This window comes from Bradyrhizobium jicamae, assembly GCF_018130215.1.
GTDB classification, from domain to species: Bacteria; Pseudomonadota; Alphaproteobacteria; order Rhizobiales; family Xanthobacteraceae; genus Bradyrhizobium; species Bradyrhizobium jicamae_A.
Genome location: NZ_JAFCKQ010000020.1, coordinates 35,763 through 51,053, shown reverse-complemented (window position 1 = coordinate 51,053; position 15,291 = coordinate 35,763). Strand labels below are relative to the sequence as shown.

The following is a 15,291-nucleotide window of genomic DNA, read 5'->3' as shown; positions in this document are numbered from 1 at the left end:
AAGCTTGGGCGTCCCCACCGTGTGAACCCGGTCGGAGGGCGACTTGACCAGTCAGGACCGCCGGCCCGCGACCTCGTTGATCCAGGTCAAGCCGCCGTCTGTTCGCGTGTCAGCGTAGTGGACGGGTTGGGCAATTTGTCGGCAGTGCGGGGAGCCGCCCCTGGATTCCGGCACCCACAACAAAAGCAGGGCGCGACCGGCATCACCACGGTCGCGCCCTACGTCACCGGTCAATGGGGCAGGGGGAATAACCGGCTGCCGGAATGACTCGGAAGCCCCCGAACTCGTTCCAGACCGCCGAAAATATTTTTCGTACACGGTTAAGTGATTGCACCGCCCCCGGAACCGGGGCGGTTTTGTTCGCGTTGTGTCCGTGATCGCCAAGGGAAAATGCCACGGGGCGAGGGACATCACATGCCACAGATTCGGAAGGGAATTCTCGGCCTGCTTGCGGTTGGCCTGACGCTTGGCGCTGTCCAGCTCGCATCCGGCCACGACCTGATTGGGCGCCAGGCCACTGCGATCGCTGCCGCGCCCGGGATCGCTGCTGCGCCCGGGGACGTCGTCAATCGCGCCGCCAAGGCCGACCGGGCTACGGTTCCGATGCCCGGCATGAAGAGCCGAACCATCGCGCTGAAGCTTGACGGTCTTCGCGATACCTCGGTGCTGGTCCGCGTCCTCGTCGCGAAGGAAGAGGCGCGCAACCGCCCGGTCGGACCCGGCGCGGCGAAGCCCGGCGAGCCCCGCAAGGTGGCCTGCGAGCCCGTGGTCAGTGTGCTGACCGAAGTCGCCAAGCTGCTGCAGCCCGGCCGCTGCGTCACCTGAGTGCTGGTGGGATCTGCGGCGCGCCTGTCCACTCCCGCGTCCGACGGCCGTCGTCCTGGCGACGGCCGGACTCATATCAACGAGCGCTGATTGCTGCCCGACAACGGGAACGACGAGCGCCAACCGCTAACCTGCTGAGGCGTGTGGGTCCCGGCACAATTGCGCTCGGCCGGACGGCGGCAAGGAAAGACGGCCGCAACTATTCCGCGGGCTCGTCGCTCGCGACGCTGCGGCTCGCCATCAGCCCGAGCGCGATCCCGCCCACCGCCAGGATCGGAAGCAGCCGCTTGACGCCGATGGCGCGACCGATCTGCAGGCCGGTCGCGATCAGCGCGGGATCGGCGAGCATCGAAGCCGTGGCCGATTTTGCCGCCTTGGCCGCCCTCTCGGCACGCCGCTGCATCTTGCGCTTGCGCAGCACATAGAGGCCGGCCGCGACCAGCGTGACCAGGAAGAAGATCGCAGCCCCCACCAGGCACGCCTGCACCGGACCATAATTCTGCAGCACGAACACGAAGGCGGCCGCGCACAGGAAGGCGATGGTGATGAACAGCGCGATCGCCGCCGCGCCGGCGAGCGAGGTCAGCCGCAGCGCGCTTCCTGCAGAGTCCCTGAGACTATCGATCAGTCGCTGAAGCATTGAGTTGCCTTGCCCTGAAAATCGCCTCGACAAACGACGCGGCGGCGCGATGAAGGTTCAACCTCATGTCGTCGCGCCCTAGCGCCGCCAGGTAACGCCGATCAGGAAGCCAAGGCCGAGCGCGAGGCCGACGGTCGCAAGCGGCCGCTGCGTGATCACCTCTTCCAGCGTCTCCTCGATCGAGGAGGCTGCGTCCTGAGCGGCGCCGATCATCGCGCTGCTGCGCTCCGACACATCGTCGAGGGTGGACTCGGCGTTGGCGCGCGCCTCGTTGTAACGGCGGCGGGCCTGCTTGCCCGCGTCGCTGGCAAACGCATTGAGCGTCTCGGTGATCTGCTCGGCGAGGGCTGCGATATCGTTCTTCACCGCTGAGACATCCTTTTCGAGACGCTCATAGGTCGCTTTGTCCGTCATGTTCCTGATCCCAAATGCGCTGTCCGTGCCCGACATCGAAAGCTCCCGGAATATTCGTGCGTTGCAGGAAAAACGCTTCGCCGAATGCAAAGTTCCTGCGACGAAACCAACCATGCCTCCTGACTAGTCCTCCGGCAGCTGCGGCGAATTGACCGGCATCAAATGCTCCTTCACGATCAATCCGACGATCAGAAGCGGCGACGACAGGAATGCGCCGATCGGGCCCCACAGCCAGGTCCAGAACGCCAGCGCTAGGAAGACCGCCAACGCGTTGAGTGACAGCCGCCGGCCGACGATCGTCGGTGTGACGAAGTGGCCTTCGAGGAAGGTGACCACCGCGAAGCAGGCGGGTGCGATCAGTCCGGCGCCGATGGTCGGAAAGGCGATGATGCCGACCGTAACCAGCACGGCGAACATCGCAACCGGGCCGATGATCGGAATGAAGTTCAGCGTCGCGGCAAGCGCGCCGAGCCCGGCCGGGTTGGGCATGCGGGTGACGGCACAGATCACGCCAGTGATGATGCCGACGCCGACATTGATCATGGTCACCGTCAGCAGATAGTTGCCGAGATGGGTTTCGAGCTCATTGAGGATGCGCAGGGTGCGCAGCCGCGCTTGCCGTTCGCTGAAGGTCATCACGAGCGCGCGGCGCAAATCCTTCCAGCTCGCGATGAACAGGATCAGGGTCGCGATGAACAGCAGGAACTCGGCGAAGGTCGGCGACAGGAATTCCAGGGTCGGCTGCACCCAGTCGAGTTTCGGCAACTGAAACGGCGCCAGCGTGTCGGAGCCGCCGACCATGCTCTGCAGCTCTTGCCACAATGCGAGCGGTCGGTCGAACACGTGCACCTTCTCTTTGAGGATCGCGCCCAGTTCGGGCAGCCGTGCGCTCCACTCCACCACGGGCGCGGAGATCAGCCCGATAATGAAGGCGACCGCCGCGCCGACCGCGATCACGAGCAGCACCGCGCCGAGCGGGCGCGGAATCCGGTAGCGTTCGAGCAGGCTTGCAGCCGGCGACAGCATGGTGCCGACGATGAAGGCCATGGTGATCGGCAGGAAGAATGGCCGGGCCACATAGAGCACCGCGACGACCACGATGACGAGCAATGTGACCAGCGCGAACGCCACGACCTCGGCGCGGCGGATCACCGGTGGCAGTTCGGCGCTGCTGTCGGGAACGGGCGTGCCTTCGCCTTGCGGCGCCCTGGCAAGCAGTCGTTCACTCGGAAGGACACGCACCAACGTTCTCCCGCCCGGGGACAAAAAAAATCCGCGCCGCGAAGTCGCCCCGCGCGTCGGATTGCCTGAGGAGAACGGCCGACCCCTTGATAGGTTCCATCGCGGAGTCGTGAGGTCAGGCGGGTTGACAGGCGAGGCTTTGCGACGATTCGCAGCGGAACCGTCCGGCGGCTGTTCGCGTTGGCTCCGCATGGCATCACCACGATGCGTATCCTTCCCAGGGGCAGCACATGACAGAGCAGTCTCTATCCAGCCGCCGGCTTTCGTCGCGCGCAGCGCGCACCCTTGCCTTCGCCAGCGTCCTGTTCGTCGCGCCGTTCGTCCTCACTGACGCGGCCAGCGCGCAAGTGAGCACGCGCGCGCTCGGCTATGCCTCGACCCAGCCCGACGCTTTTCCGACCGACGAGGCGATGACCGATCCCACCACCGAGGACGGCGCGTTGCCGGAACGGCTGCGCCGCGCGATCGTCGCGCTCAACACCACGGAAGCGCCGGGCACCGTCATCATCGATACCGGCAACACCGCGCTCTATTACGTGCTCGGCGGCGGCCGGGCGATCCGTTACGGCGTCGGCGTGGGCCGCGAGGGCTTCACCTGGTCGGGCGTGCAGACCATCAGCCACAAGGCGGAGTGGCCGGACTGGCATCCGCCGGCGGAGATGATCAAGCGCCAGCCCTATCTGCCGCGGTTCATGGCGGGCGGCCCGGGCAATCCGCTCGGCGCGCGCGCAATGTATCTCGGCTCGAGCGAATACCGCATCCACGGCACTAACGATCCCACCACGATCGGCAAGTTCGTGTCGTCGGGCTGCATTCGTCTCACCAATGAGGACGTCAGCGACCTGTTCAGCCGCGTCGATGTCGGCACCAGGGTGGTGGTGCTGCCGAAGAACGCGCCGCACCTCGCCGCTCGCGAACTCGGCCCGACGGCGACCCAGATCTCGGTTCGTCCGGCTCCGATGCAGCCGCATCCCGCGGTGATGACGCTGCCTTCGGGCCGCCAGGCATTGAACATTCCCGCGTCCACGCCGTTGTATTGAGGATTGGCGATGGTGCGGTGGTGGCGATCGTGATGCAGCATGGCAAACGGTGGGCGGCGTTCGGGACGGCGGCGTTGCTCGGCTTGGCGCTGGCGCCCGCCGCCCAAGCCCAGGATTTCTTCTCGGCGCTGTTCGGCGGCCTGATGCGGGGCCGGCCGCCGGTGATCCGGATGCCGTTCGACGACGGCGGCAATTCGCCTGCGGCACAGCAGGTCGAGCGTCCGCGCTATGGCGGCGGCCAGGCCTATTGCGTGCGGACCTGCGACGGCCGCTACTTCCCGCTCGCGGCGACCGGCAACCAGAGCAAGGCGGAGGCCTGCAACAGCTTCTGCCCGGCGACCGAGACCCAGGTCGTCTATGGCGGCAGCATCGACAGCGCCGCGACCGAAAACGGCGAGCCGTATTCGGAGCTGCCCAACGCATTCCGCTATCGCGACGAGCTGGTGGCCGGTTGCACCTGCAACGGCAAGGATCCGACCGGACTTGCCGCGGTCAAGATCGAGGACGATCCGACCCTGCGCAAGGGCGACATCGTCGCCAGCAAGGACGGGCTGATGGCGGTCAGCCGCGGTCCCGACCGGCGCGGGGCGTCTTTGAACTTCACGCCGGTGCCGGAACGCATCCGCGCCAAATACGAGCGCGCGCCGATCGTGGCGCGCGAGTAGCGCCGAAGCATTTGCAGGCGGGAACCCGCGCCGCATTCGTACGTTGGCAACGGCCCAACGGCAATTTCCTTTGATGCCTTCATGGAGCCCGCATGCTCGTCAGCGTTCTCGTCACCTTCCTTGTCGTTATTCTCGTCCTTTATCTCATCAACATGCTGCCGCTCGACGGCCGCGCCAAGCAGATCGCGCGCGTCGTCGTCATCATCCTCGGCGTGATCTCGCTGCTGAAATACATCGCAGTGTTCTAGGCTGCGCTGGAGCGGTAGAGAGTCTTCAACAAAAAAGCCCCGGCATAACGCCGGGGCTTTCGCTTGTGTGGGGCTTTTCGCCGATCAGCCCGCGGCCTTTGCCTCGCGGCGGCGCGCGGTGAGGATGAACTCCGTGTAGCCGTTCGGCTGCGCGCGACCCTTGAATACGAGGTCGCAGGCCGCCTGGAAGGCGACACCATCGAACGAGGGCGCCATCGGCTTGTAGAGCGGATCGCCGGCGTTCTGCTTGTCGACCACGACGGCCATGCGTTTCAGCGATTCCATCACCTGGTCCTTGCTGACGACACCATGCTCCAGCCAGTTCGCGAGGTGCTGGCTCGAGATGCGCAAGGTGGCGCGGTCTTCCATCAGGCCGACATCGTGGATGTCGGGTACCTTGGAGCAGCCGACGCCCTGGTCGATCCAGCGCACGACGTAGCCGAGGATGCCCTGGCAGTTGTTGTCGATCTCCTGCTTGACATCGTCGGGCGCCCAGTTCGATTGCGACACCGGGATGGTGAGGATGTCGGAGAGCTTGGCGCGGGGCCCGCCCTTGGCGAGCTCCTGCTGGCGGGCGATCACATTGACCTGGTGATAGTGCAAAGCGTGCAACGTCGCCGCAGTTGGCGACGGCACCCAGGCGGTGGTGGCGCCGGCCTGCGGATGGCCGAGCTTCTGCGCCAGCATGTCCGCCATCTTGTCGGGCGCGGCCCACATGCCCTTGCCGATCTGGGCGTGGCCCGGCAGGCCGTCGACCAGGCCGGTGTCGACGTTCCAGTCCTCATAGGCCTTGATCCAGGGCTGCGCCTTCATGTCGTTCTTGCGGATCATCGGACCCGCTTCCATCGAGGTGTGGATCTCGTCGCCGGTGCGGTCGAGGAAGCCGGTGTTGATGAACATGATGCGCTTGGAGGCGCGCTGGATGCAGGCCTTGAGGTTGACCGTGGTGCGGCGCTCCTCGTCCATGATGCCGACCTTGAGCGTGTTCTCGGGCAGAGAGAGCATCCGCTCGACCTCGCCGAACAGCTCGCAGGTCAGGCTCACCTCGTCGGGGCCATGCATCTTCGGCTTGACGATATAGGCCGAGCCTGTGCGGCTGTTCCTGACCTTGGAATTGCCCTTGAGATCGTGAATCGCGAGCAGACCGGCAACCGCGGCGTCGAGGATGCCTTCCGGGATCTCGTTGCCCTTGGCGTCGAGCACGGCGTCGGTGAACATGTGATGGCCGACATTGCGCATCAGCAAGAGGCTACGGCCGTGCAGCTTGAGCTCGCCGCCGGCGGGCGTCTTGTAGACGCGGTCGGCATTGAGCGAACGGGTCAGGGTCTTGCCGCCCTTCTCGAAATCGGCTGACAGCGTGCCGTTCATCAGGCCGAGCGTGTTGCGATAGACCAGCACTTTGTCCTCGGCATCGACGGCGGCGACCGAGTCCTCCATGTCGAGGATGGTCGAGACGGCCGACTCGATGATCATGTCGGCGACCCCTGCCGGATCGTCCTTGCCGATGACGTTGTTGCGGTCGATCTTGATCTCGACATGCAGGCCGTTGTTGACCAGCAGGATCGCCGACGGATGGGCAGGCTCGCCCTGGTAGCCGGCGAACTGCGCCGCGTTCTTCAGCGCGGTGGCGTTGCCGCTCTTCAGCTTGGCCGAAAGTTGTCCGGCGATCACGCTGTAGGAGACGACGTCGGTGTGGCTTGCGGTCGCCAGCGGGGCGGCGGCATCGAGCAAGGCCTTGGCCTTCGCGATCACCTTGTCGCCGCGCGCCTTGTTGTAGCCGCGGCCCGCCTCGCTCGGATCATGCGGGATCGCATCGGTGCCGTAGAAGGCGTCGTAGAGCGAACCCCAGCGCGCATTGGCGGCATTCAGCGCGTAGCGGGCATTGGTGAGCGGCACCACGAGCTGCGGGCCGCAGATCGTGCCGATTTCCTCGTCGACATTGGCGGTCTCGACCGCGTGGGTGGCCGGCTCCGGCAGGAGGTATCCGATTTCCCTCAGGAACGCGGTATAGGCGTTGATGTCGAACGCCTTGCCCTTGTGACCGCGATGCCACTCGTCGATCTTCGTCTGTAGCGTGTCGCGGAAAGCGAGCAGTTCGCGATTTTTCGGGCCGAGCTTCTGGAGGATGGCGGCCAGTCCGGCCCAGAACGCATCGGGCGCGATCCCGGTCTTGGGCGTCGCCTCCTTGGCGATGAAATCGAACAGGACAGGGGCGATCTTCAATCCGTGGGCATCGACACGAGTCATGATGGGCTTTCTCAAAAAAATCGGGCGTTTCGAGGCTGCTTCCCATAGGAAAACAGCAAAAAACGCGCCAAAGGGCCGCGTTCACGGCCCTTTTAGCCCTAAAGTCACGGCTCTGAGAAGGCCCCCCTGTTTCGCCCTGAATTCCGCCGTCATGCCCCGCCTCGAGCGGGGCATCCAGTACGCCGCGACCTTTCGGCTCACGCGGCGATGCCTCCGGAATACCGGGTCGCCCGGTCGAGCCGGGCGATGGCAGCAGTCGAGGGGCTAGATATTCGCCGCGAAGTCGGTCAGTTCGCCGAACAGGATGCCGGTCTTCGCCAGCATCCGCTCGATCTCGTCGGCGGCATCGGCAACCGAGCGGTTCGACGTGTCGATCGTCAGCTCATTGTCCGTCGGCGGCTGATAGTCGTTGGCGATGCCCGTGAAGCCCTGCAGCGCGCCGGCGCGGGCCTTGGCGTAGTGGCCCTTGGGATCGCGTGTCTCGCAGACCTCGGCCGGGGTTGCGACATAGATTTCGCGGAACGCGCTGTCGGCGATGCGGCGCGCAGCCGCGCGGTCGGTGGTCGACGGCGACACCGCGGCGACGATCGCGATATGGCCGTTGCGCGCGAGATGGGTCGCGACCTCGGCAAGGCGGCGGATGTTTTCGCTGCGGTCCTGCGGCGAGAAGCCGAGATCGCCGTTGAGCCCGGCACGCAGCGTGTCGCCGTCAAGCAGGATCGGCGAGCCGCCGGTGGAGAACAGCCGCCGCTCCAGCGCACGCGCCAGCGTCGATTTGCCGGAACCGGGCAGACCGGTCAGCCAGATCACCGCGCCATTGTGGTGGTAGCGCGCGGAGCGCTCGTCCGGTCGCAGCGCGGATTCCACCGGCACGATATCGACCGGCACAGCCGGCCGACCGGCGTCGACCGACAGCACGAGGCCACCGCCGGCGATGCGGCCGTTGACCTCGATCACCAGGCGCCCGGTGCGTGGGTTCTCGGTGTAGGGATCGGTTGCGACCGGCTGCGCCAGCGAGATGTCGATCTCGCCGACATGGTTGCGCGCGATCGCAGTGTTCTCTTCATTCGACAGCGCGCCGGGGTCGATCGCCTTCTCGATTGCGACCACGGTGGCGCGGCTTTCCTTGGCGCCGAGGCGGACCAGGATCTGCTCGCCCTTGGTGAGCGGCTTGTCGTGCAGCCAGAAGATGCGGGCGTGGATGCGGCGGGTGTCGCGCGGGTTCTGCCCGGGATGACCGATCACGTCGCCGCGCTCAAGGAACAGCTCGCGGTCGAGCGTGATGCCGACGGAGCGTCCGGCGGTTTGCGGGCCGCTCACCGGCGTCGCCGGCCAGCCCTCGACGCTCCTGATCTTCGCGATCTTGCCGGCAGGCATGATCACGATCTCGTCGCCGGCCTTGAGGTGGCCGGACTCGATGCGCCCGGCGATGATGCGGCGGTCGTCGAACTTGTAGATCGCCTGCACAGGCAGCCGCAGCGCGAGCTCGCCCAGCGGCCGCGCCGGCTCCAGCGCATCCAGCGCATCGACCACTGTGGGACCGGCGTACCAGCCGATCCGCGGCGTGCGCTCGGCGACACCGTCACCGTCACGTGCCGAGATCGGGATCACGGCGGTCGGCTTGACGCCGAGGCCGATCAGGTGCGCGGAAATCTCGTCGCTGATCTCCTTGAACCTGTCGGCGCTGAACTCGACCCGGTCCATCTTGTTGACGACGACGGCGACCTGCTTCACGCCAAGCAGATGCAGGAGATAGCCGTGCCGCCGCGTCTGGTCGCGCACACCCTCCAGTGCATCGATGATCAGCACCGCACCATCGGCCTGCGAAGCGCCGGTGATCATGTTGCGGAGGAACTCGGCGTGGCCGGGCGCGTCGATCAGCACGACGTCGCGCGAGCCGGTTCGGAAGCGGATCTGCGTGGTGTCGATGGTGATGCCCTGGTCGCGCTCGGTCTGCAGCGCGTCGAGCAGGAATGACCATTCGAACGGCATGCCGCGCCGCGCGCTGACCGCCTTCAGCATCTCCAGCTTTCCGTCCGGCAGGCTGCCGGTCTCGTGCAGCAGGCGGCCGACCAGAGTGGACTTGCCGTGATCGACGTGGCCCACGATGACGATGCGCACCTGCGGCCGCGTCGTGCCGTTGGGCGTTGCCGAGATCGAGGCGGTGGGAAGGATCATGTTCATCGTAACGCTCGCGCCTTTTGGAATCAGAGATAGCCGGCGACACGCAGCCGCTCGAACGCATCCTCGGTCTCGTGGTCGAGTGCGCGGCCGGCGCGCTCGGGCACCTTGGTGCCGTCGAGCTCGGTCAGGATCTCGTCGATGTTCGAGGCGGTCGAGGCGACCGGGAAGGTGATGTCGGCGTCGCCCAGCGAGCGATAGCGCTTGCCATCCCTTGCGAGGTAGAGCGGGATGATCGGGATGTTCTCGCGCTTGGTGTAGGCCCAGATATCGGCCTCGGTCCAATGCAGGATCGGATGGATGCGCAAATGCGCGCCCTGCGGCGGCGAGGCGTTGAAATGGTCCCAGAATTCCGGCGGCTGATCGCGCACGTCCCATTCGCCTTCGAGCCCGCGCGGGGAGAATACGCGCTCTTTCGCACGGGTCGCTTCCTCGTCGCGGCGGATGCCGGCGATCAGCCCGTCAAAGCCGAACTTGTTGAGCGCAAGCTTGAGGCCTTCGGTCTTGCGCGCGGCGGAACGCGCGGCCGGCGGCAGGGTCGGGTCGACGCTGTCGATCGGCGGGCAGGGCTCGACGCGCAAATCGAGATCCCATTCCTTACCGAAGCGATCGCGGAACGCGTACATCTCCGGAAACTTCTTGCCGGTGTCGACATGCAGTGCCGGGAACGGGACGCGGCCGAAGAACGCCTTGCGCGCCAGCCAGATCATCACGTTGGAGTCCTTGCCCAGCGACCACAGCAGAGCCAGCTTCTTCAACCGTGCGAACGCCTCGCGCAGGATGTAGATGCTCTGCGCCTCGAGCTCGTCGAGGTGATCCATCGAAGGCGCTCCCCGATCGGCCGAAATATTCGGCACGGAAGCTGCTTTGCGGAGGGCTGAGGGCCGAGACCCGGTGGCGGCAGATTCGTTGTCGAGAAGATGCATCTATCGGCCTTGGCCTTGGGAGGTGAAAATTCTAAAGTTGCGGCGCAATATAGAAGAAATAATTTTCTCTTTATTGGCCTTGATCGACACATAAATAGAAAATAATTTCAGTCAACCCCCAAGTTGGGGAAGCGAGTAACTGATGCGATATCTGCCCGTCTTTCTGGATCTGCATGCCGGCAAGGTGCTGCTCGTAGGAGCGGGCGAGCTGGTGCGCGCCAAGTTGCGCCTGCTGGCGGCTGCCGGCGCGCGGGTCCGCTGGTATGCGACCGATGGCCAACACGATCTCGCTGGCCTTGCCGCCGCCGACGCGGCGCGGATCGAGCGCGCCGACGGCGATCCGCTCGCGGCCGATCTGAAAGGCGTCATTGCAATTCTCTGCGCCGGCGCGGGTGATATCGGCGTTGCGATGTCTGTGCGCGCCAGGGCGGCCGGCCTGCCCGTCAACGTGATGGACGACCTCGACCACTCGACCTTCATCTTCCCGGCGATCGTCGATCGCGGCGACGTCATCGTCGCCGTCGGGACCGGCGGCACGTCGCCGGTGGTGGCGCGCCGCATCCGCGAGCGCATCGAGGCGGTGCTGCCGGCACGGATCGGCGATCTCGCCGGCTTCATCGGAGGTTTCCGCAAGTCGATCCACGGCGTCATCTCCGACTCGCTACTGCGCCGACGCTTCTGGGAGCGCATTGTCGACGGCCCGATCGGCGCGCTTGTGCTGGCCGGCCGCAAGGCCGAGGCCGCAAAGGCGCTGGAGGCGATCGCCGATCCGTCCGCATTCGCCGGTGCAACCGGGGAGGGCAAGGCAGAAGGCCATGTGACGCTGGTGGGCGCCGGTCCGGGCGACCCGGATCTGCTCACCGTCAAGGCGCTGCGTGCGCTGCAGGACGCCGACATCGTGTTCTATGACGAGCTGGTGTCGCCGGAGATCCTCGACCGGATCAGGCGCGACGCCGCGCGGGTTGCGGTCGGCCGCCGCGTCGGCAAGCCCGGCATCGGTCAGGACGCGACCAACAGACTGATGATCGAGGCCGCGAAATCCGGCCAGCGCGCGGTGCGGCTGAAGGGTGGCGATCCCTTCGTCTTCGGCCGCGGCGGCGAGGAGGTCACCGCGCTGCGTGCGGCCGGTGTGGATTATTCGATTATTCCCGGAATCACCGCGGGCCTTGGCGCCGCCGCGCAGTTCGAGGCGCCGCTGACCTATCGTCACAAGGCGCGGCGCATCACCTTCCTCACCGCGCACAAGGCGCGCGATGCCGAGGCGGTGGACTGGTCCGCGCTCACCGACAAGACGATGACCGTCGTCGTCTACATGGGCATGACTGCGGCATCCACGATCCGCACCGGCCTGCTCGCCGCGGGCCGTTCGCCCGAGACGCCGGTCGGCGTGTTCGCTCGCGTCACGCGTCCCGATGCCAAGTCGGCGGTCGGCCCGCTGGCGCGCCTGCCCGACCTGGTCAAGACCATCGATGGCGGTCCCGCCATCCTCATCATTGGCGACGTGGTGGCGCAATCCGCGCCATGGCGCCAATCCAACCCCACCAAAATCCTCTCCGAACTGCTGGAAGCTGCCGAATGACCTCTCCGCTTGAACAGAAGAAGATCCGCATCACAGGACCGTCGGTGGTGACCGCGAACCGCACCTGGGATGGCGCGGTAGTCTACCGCACCGCCCAGAAGGGCTGGTCGACCGAGCTTGCCGACGCCGCGACCGTCGGCACGTCCGACGATGCTCGCGTCCTGCTCGCCGAAGCCACAGCCGACGATGTCGGCGCGGTCGGCGCCTATGTCGCGCCGGTCGACCTCAAGGACGGCGGCAAGATCCAGCCCGGCAATCTCCGCGAACATATCCGCGCCAAGGGCGTCACCATCGATCTCCGTGTGCCGGCGTAGGGTTGATCGATCATGTATGCATATGACGAACTCGATCGCACGCTGATCAACGAGCGTGTCTCGGAATTCCGCGATCAGGTGAAGCGTCGCCTTTCCGGCGAGCTCACCGAGGACGAATTCAAGCTGCTGCGGCTGCAGAATGGCGTGTACCTGCAACTGCACGCCTACATGTTCCGTGTCGCGATCCCCTATGGCACGCTGTCGTCGAAGCAGCTGCGCCGGCTCGCCCATGTCGCGCGCCGCTACGACCGCGGCTATGGCCATTTCACCACGCGGCAGAACATCCAGTTCAACTGGATCAAGCTCGCGGAGCTGCCGGACGCGCTGGCCGACCTCGCCGAGGTCGGCATCCACGCGATGCAGACCTCGGGCAACAACATGCGCAATGTCACCTCGGACCAGTGGGCCGGGGTCGCGCCGGGCGAGATCGAGGATCCCCGCATCTGGTCGGAGCTGATTCGTCAGCACACCACGCTGCACCCGGAATTCTCTTTCCTGCCGCGCAAGTTCAAGATCGCAATCACCGCCTCCGAGCACGACCGCGCCGCGATCAAGATTCACGACATCGGGCTGCGGCTGCACAGGAACGCCGATGGCGAGACCGGCTTCGAGGTTCTGGTCGGCGGCGGCCTCGGCCGCACACCGTTCATCGCCAAGACCATCAAGCCGTTCGTGAACGGCCGCGACGTCCTCAGCTACATCGAGGCGATCCTAAGGGTCTACAACCAGTACGGCCGCCGCGACAACATCTACAAGGCGCGCATCAAGATCCTGGTGCACGAGCTCGGCATCGAGAAGTTCGCCAGGGAAGTCGACGAGGAGTGGAAGCAGATGGGCGACACCGAGCTGCGGCTCGATCGCGCCGCCATCGAGGAGGTCCGCTCGCGCTTCTCCTACCCCCTCTACGAAAAGCTGCCGCACATGCCGGACGAGCTGAAGCAGGCCGCGCATGATCCGCTGTTCGAGCGCTGGCGCAGGAACTCGGTGGCCCCGCACAAGGTGCAGGGCTATTCGATCGTGACGCTGTCGCTGAAGCCGGTCGGCGGCCCGCCGGGCGATGCCACCGCCGAGCAGATGGACGCGGTCGCCGATCTTGCCGACAAGTATTCGTTCGGCGAGATCCGCGTCGGCCATGAACAGAACCTGGCGCTGCCGCACGTCGCCAAGCGCGATTTGCCCGCCCTGTTCAAGGCGCTCGACCGCCTCGGCCTCGCGACGCCGAACGTCAACCTCGTCACCGACATCATCGCCTGCCCGGGGCTGGATTACTGCTCGCTGGCGAATGCGCGCTCGATCCCGATCGCGCAGGAGCTGACGCGGCGGTTCGCCAACCACGACACCGCCGGCCTGATCGGCCGGCTCCATATCAACATCTCCGGCTGCATCAACGCCTGCGGCCACCACCATGTCGGCCATATCGGCATTCTCGGCGTCGAGAAGAACGGCGAGGAATTCTACCAGATCACGATCGGCGGCCGCGCCGACGAGAACGCGCAGATGGGCACGTTGATCGGCCCGGCCGTTCCCTACGCGGAAGTTGCCGATGTTGTCGAAGACATTGTTGAAGCCTATCTCGCGCTGCGCGACCGTCCCGAGGAACTGTTCGTCGATACGGTGAAGCGTCTGGGCGTCGAGCCATTCAAGGAGCGGGTCTATGCCACTCGTTAAGCAGGGAAGTATCACCACCGATCTGTTCGTTCATGTCGCCGACGGCACCGAATTGCCCGGCGACGGCGCGATCCTGGTCACATCGGAGCGCTTCCTCGCCGATCCCGAGGCGTTGCTGCGCCGTGCCGGCAAGACCGGCGTAATCTGGCCGAACAATCGCGACCTCGACGATCTCGTGCCCTATCTCGATCGCCTCGCCACGGTCGCGCTGGTGTTCCCGACCTTCCGCGACGGCCGTGCCTACAGCCAGGCACGTCTGCTGCGCGAGCGCCATGGCTATGACGGCGAGCTGCGCGCCACCGGGCAGGTGCTGCGCGACCAGTTCGTGTTCATGACCCGCGCCGGTTTCGACGCCTTCGAGGTTAAGAAGGAGGCCGACGCCGCCGCCTTTGCCGAGACCATGAAGCGCTATTCGGTGTTCTATCAGCCGACCGGCGACGGCCGCCTCACTGCGCTCAATCGTCGCATGCAGCAGCGCCACTCGGAGAGCGCAGGCCAGTGAGCACGCTTGCACCGGAGTTGTCGCCGCCCCGGCCGGAGTCGGCCGATGCGCTCGATCGCGCGTTGCGCGCGGCCTCGCCCGCGGAGGTGATCGCGACCGCATTGAAGAGGGTCGGCCGTGAACATCTCGCGCTGGTGTCGTCGTTCGGCACCGAATCGGCCGCGCTGCTCAAGGTGATGGCGGATGTCGATCCGGCCATCCCCGTGATCTTCCTCGACACCGGCTGGCTGTTCGAGGAGACGCTGGCCTATCGCGACACGCTGATCGAGAGCCTCGGCCTTCGCGATGTGCGATCGATCAAGCCGCTCGAGGAGACGCTGTCGCGCGAGGATCCCGACCGCGAGCTGTGGTTCACCGATCCGGATGCCTGCTGCCGCATCCGCAAGGTCGAGCCGCTGGCGCGGGCGCTGAAGCCGTTCTCGGCCTGGATCAACGGCCGCAAGCGCTTCCAGAGCGCCACCCGCGCCGACATCCCCGTGGTCGAGGATGACGGCGTAAGGTTGAAATTCAACCCGTTGGCCAATGTGTCGCGCGAGGAGATCGAGGCGATCTACGCGCTCGGCAAATTGCCGCCGCATCCACTTGTCGCATCGGGTTATCTCTCGGTCGGGTGTATGCCCTGCAGCAGCCGGTCTGCGCCCGGGGAGGATGCGCGCGACGGCCGCTGGCGCGGTCGTGCGAAGACGGAGTGCGGCATCCACACGACCAAGATGTCGTAGCCCAACGACAAAACACGTCGCGCGACGACGGATTCGTAGCACAGCTGCGCTGCGCGGCCGCAAACAATGAAAAGCGGTTTC

15 protein-coding genes are annotated in these 15,291 nt (G+C 65.9%); 9 read left to right on the top strand and 6 right to left on the bottom strand.

What is annotated here, in order from left to right; translation table 11 throughout:
• Positions 1-414: 414 nt before the first annotated feature.
• Entirely contained in the window at positions 415-825 is a 411-nt protein-coding gene (locus JQ586_RS21585) for a hypothetical protein (RefSeq protein ID WP_212396626.1), read from the top strand.
• A gap of 199 nt (positions 826-1,024) precedes the next feature.
• Here JQ586_RS21585 and JQ586_RS21580 read toward each other — a convergent pair whose 3' ends face one another.
• The 3 genes from JQ586_RS21580 to JQ586_RS21570 all read right to left on the bottom strand — a co-directional run bounded on the left by JQ586_RS21580 (position 1,025) and on the right by JQ586_RS21570 (position 3,121).
• Positions 1,025-1,465, bottom strand: a complete 441-nt coding sequence (locus JQ586_RS21580; RefSeq protein WP_212396625.1) for a hypothetical protein — start codon at positions 1,463-1,465, stop codon at positions 1,025-1,027.
• A 78-nt stretch (positions 1,466-1,543) separates the two neighbouring features.
• Positions 1,544-1,915: a YqjD family protein gene (locus tag JQ586_RS21575; protein WP_212396624.1), complete on the bottom strand. Its 372-nt coding sequence runs from the start codon at positions 1,913-1,915 to the stop codon at positions 1,544-1,546.
• A gap of 87 nt (positions 1,916-2,002) precedes the next feature.
• A complete protein-coding gene (locus JQ586_RS21570; RefSeq protein WP_212396623.1) occupies positions 2,003-3,121 on the bottom strand; it encodes an AI-2E family transporter in 1,119 nt (372 codons plus the stop codon).
• Between the two features lie 230 nt (positions 3,122-3,351).
• On the opposite strand from JQ586_RS21570, the gene JQ586_RS21565 reads away from it, so the two are divergent.
• The 3 genes from JQ586_RS21565 (at position 3,352) to JQ586_RS21555 (ending at position 5,074) form a co-directional block, all read left to right on the top strand.
• Complete coding sequence (locus JQ586_RS21565; RefSeq protein WP_212396622.1) at positions 3,352-4,161, top strand: L,D-transpeptidase; 810 nt, start codon at positions 3,352-3,354, stop codon at positions 4,159-4,161.
• 32 nt (positions 4,162-4,193) lie between these two features.
• A complete protein-coding gene (locus tag JQ586_RS21560; protein WP_212396621.1) occupies positions 4,194-4,826 on the top strand; it encodes a DUF2865 domain-containing protein in 633 nt (210 codons plus the stop codon).
• Positions 4,827-4,918: 92 nt separating this feature from the next.
• Positions 4,919-5,074: a Thivi_2564 family membrane protein gene (locus JQ586_RS21555; protein WP_212396620.1), complete on the top strand. Its 156-nt coding sequence runs from the start codon at positions 4,919-4,921 to the stop codon at positions 5,072-5,074.
• Between the two features lie 84 nt (positions 5,075-5,158).
• Here the strand turns inward: JQ586_RS21555 and JQ586_RS21550 are convergent, their stop codons facing one another.
• The 3 genes from JQ586_RS21550 to cysD form a co-directional block, all read right to left on the bottom strand.
• On the bottom strand, positions 5,159-7,321 hold the full coding sequence (locus JQ586_RS21550; protein WP_212396619.1) for a malate synthase G: 2,163 nt from the start codon (positions 7,319-7,321) through the stop codon (positions 5,159-5,161).
• A 264-nt stretch (positions 7,322-7,585) separates the two neighbouring features.
• Positions 7,586-9,505 (bottom strand): adenylyl-sulfate kinase, encoded by a 1,920-nt coding sequence (cysC, locus tag JQ586_RS21545; RefSeq protein WP_212396618.1) that lies wholly within the window; start codon positions 9,503-9,505, stop codon positions 7,586-7,588.
• Between the two features lie 23 nt (positions 9,506-9,528).
• Positions 9,529-10,323 (bottom strand): sulfate adenylyltransferase subunit CysD, encoded by a 795-nt coding sequence (gene cysD, locus JQ586_RS21540; protein WP_212396617.1) that lies wholly within the window; start codon positions 10,321-10,323, stop codon positions 9,529-9,531.
• Between the two features lie 247 nt (positions 10,324-10,570).
• On the opposite strand from cysD, the gene cysG reads away from it, so the two are divergent.
• From cysG to JQ586_RS21515, 5 genes are read left to right on the top strand one after another with little or no spacing between them, the layout of a single operon-like run.
• Positions 10,571-12,007 carry a siroheme synthase CysG gene (cysG, locus tag JQ586_RS21535; protein ID WP_212396616.1) on the top strand — a complete coding sequence of 479 codons (1,437 nt, stop codon included), beginning with the start codon at positions 10,571-10,573 and terminating at the stop codon, positions 12,005-12,007.
• Positions 12,004-12,321 (top strand): DUF2849 domain-containing protein, encoded by a 318-nt coding sequence (locus JQ586_RS21530; protein ID WP_212396615.1) that lies wholly within the window; start codon positions 12,004-12,006, stop codon positions 12,319-12,321. Before cysG ends, JQ586_RS21530 begins: the two co-directional genes overlap by 4 nt.
• Before the next feature lie 12 nt (positions 12,322-12,333).
• Complete coding sequence (locus tag JQ586_RS21525) at positions 12,334-13,989, top strand: nitrite/sulfite reductase (protein WP_212396614.1); 1,656 nt, start codon at positions 12,334-12,336, stop codon at positions 13,987-13,989.
• The gene (locus tag JQ586_RS21520) at positions 13,976-14,491 is read left to right on the top strand and encodes a DUF934 domain-containing protein (protein WP_212396613.1); all 516 of its coding nucleotides are present in this window, start codon (positions 13,976-13,978) and stop codon (positions 14,489-14,491) included. The genes JQ586_RS21525 and JQ586_RS21520 overlap by 14 nt, the downstream gene beginning before the upstream one ends.
• Positions 14,488-15,210 (top strand): phosphoadenylyl-sulfate reductase, encoded by a 723-nt coding sequence (locus tag JQ586_RS21515; protein WP_212396612.1) that lies wholly within the window; start codon positions 14,488-14,490, stop codon positions 15,208-15,210. The genes JQ586_RS21520 and JQ586_RS21515 overlap by 4 nt, the downstream gene beginning before the upstream one ends.
• The last annotated feature ends 81 nt before the right edge of the window (positions 15,211-15,291 follow it).

Coding starts and splice junctions, on each gene's coding strand:
- JQ586_RS21585 (WP_212396626.1), top strand. CDS start 415: ATGCCACAGATTCGGAAGGGAATTCTCGGCCTGCTTGCGGTTGGCCTG.
- JQ586_RS21560 (WP_212396621.1), top strand. CDS start 4,194: ATGCAGCATGGCAAACGGTGGGCGGCGTTCGGGACGGCGGCGTTGCTC.
- JQ586_RS21580 (WP_212396625.1), bottom strand. CDS start 1,465: ATGCTTCAGCGACTGATCGATAGTCTCAGGGACTCTGCAGGAAGCGCG.
- cysG (WP_212396616.1), top strand. CDS start 10,571: ATGCGATATCTGCCCGTCTTTCTGGATCTGCATGCCGGCAAGGTGCTG.
- JQ586_RS21550 (WP_212396619.1), bottom strand. CDS start 7,321: ATGACTCGTGTCGATGCCCACGGATTGAAGATCGCCCCTGTCCTGTTC.
- cysD (WP_212396617.1), bottom strand. CDS start 10,323: ATGGATCACCTCGACGAGCTCGAGGCGCAGAGCATCTACATCCTGCGC.
- JQ586_RS21530 (WP_212396615.1), top strand. CDS start 12,004: ATGACCTCTCCGCTTGAACAGAAGAAGATCCGCATCACAGGACCGTCG.
- JQ586_RS21575 (WP_212396624.1), bottom strand. CDS start 1,915: ATGTCGGGCACGGACAGCGCATTTGGGATCAGGAACATGACGGACAAA.
- JQ586_RS21520 (WP_212396613.1), top strand. CDS start 13,976: ATGCCACTCGTTAAGCAGGGAAGTATCACCACCGATCTGTTCGTTCAT.
- JQ586_RS21565 (WP_212396622.1), top strand. CDS start 3,352: ATGACAGAGCAGTCTCTATCCAGCCGCCGGCTTTCGTCGCGCGCAGCG.
- JQ586_RS21555 (WP_212396620.1), top strand. CDS start 4,919: ATGCTCGTCAGCGTTCTCGTCACCTTCCTTGTCGTTATTCTCGTCCTT.
- JQ586_RS21525 (WP_212396614.1), top strand. CDS start 12,334: ATGTATGCATATGACGAACTCGATCGCACGCTGATCAACGAGCGTGTC.
- cysC (WP_212396618.1), bottom strand. CDS start 9,505: ATGAACATGATCCTTCCCACCGCCTCGATCTCGGCAACGCCCAACGGC.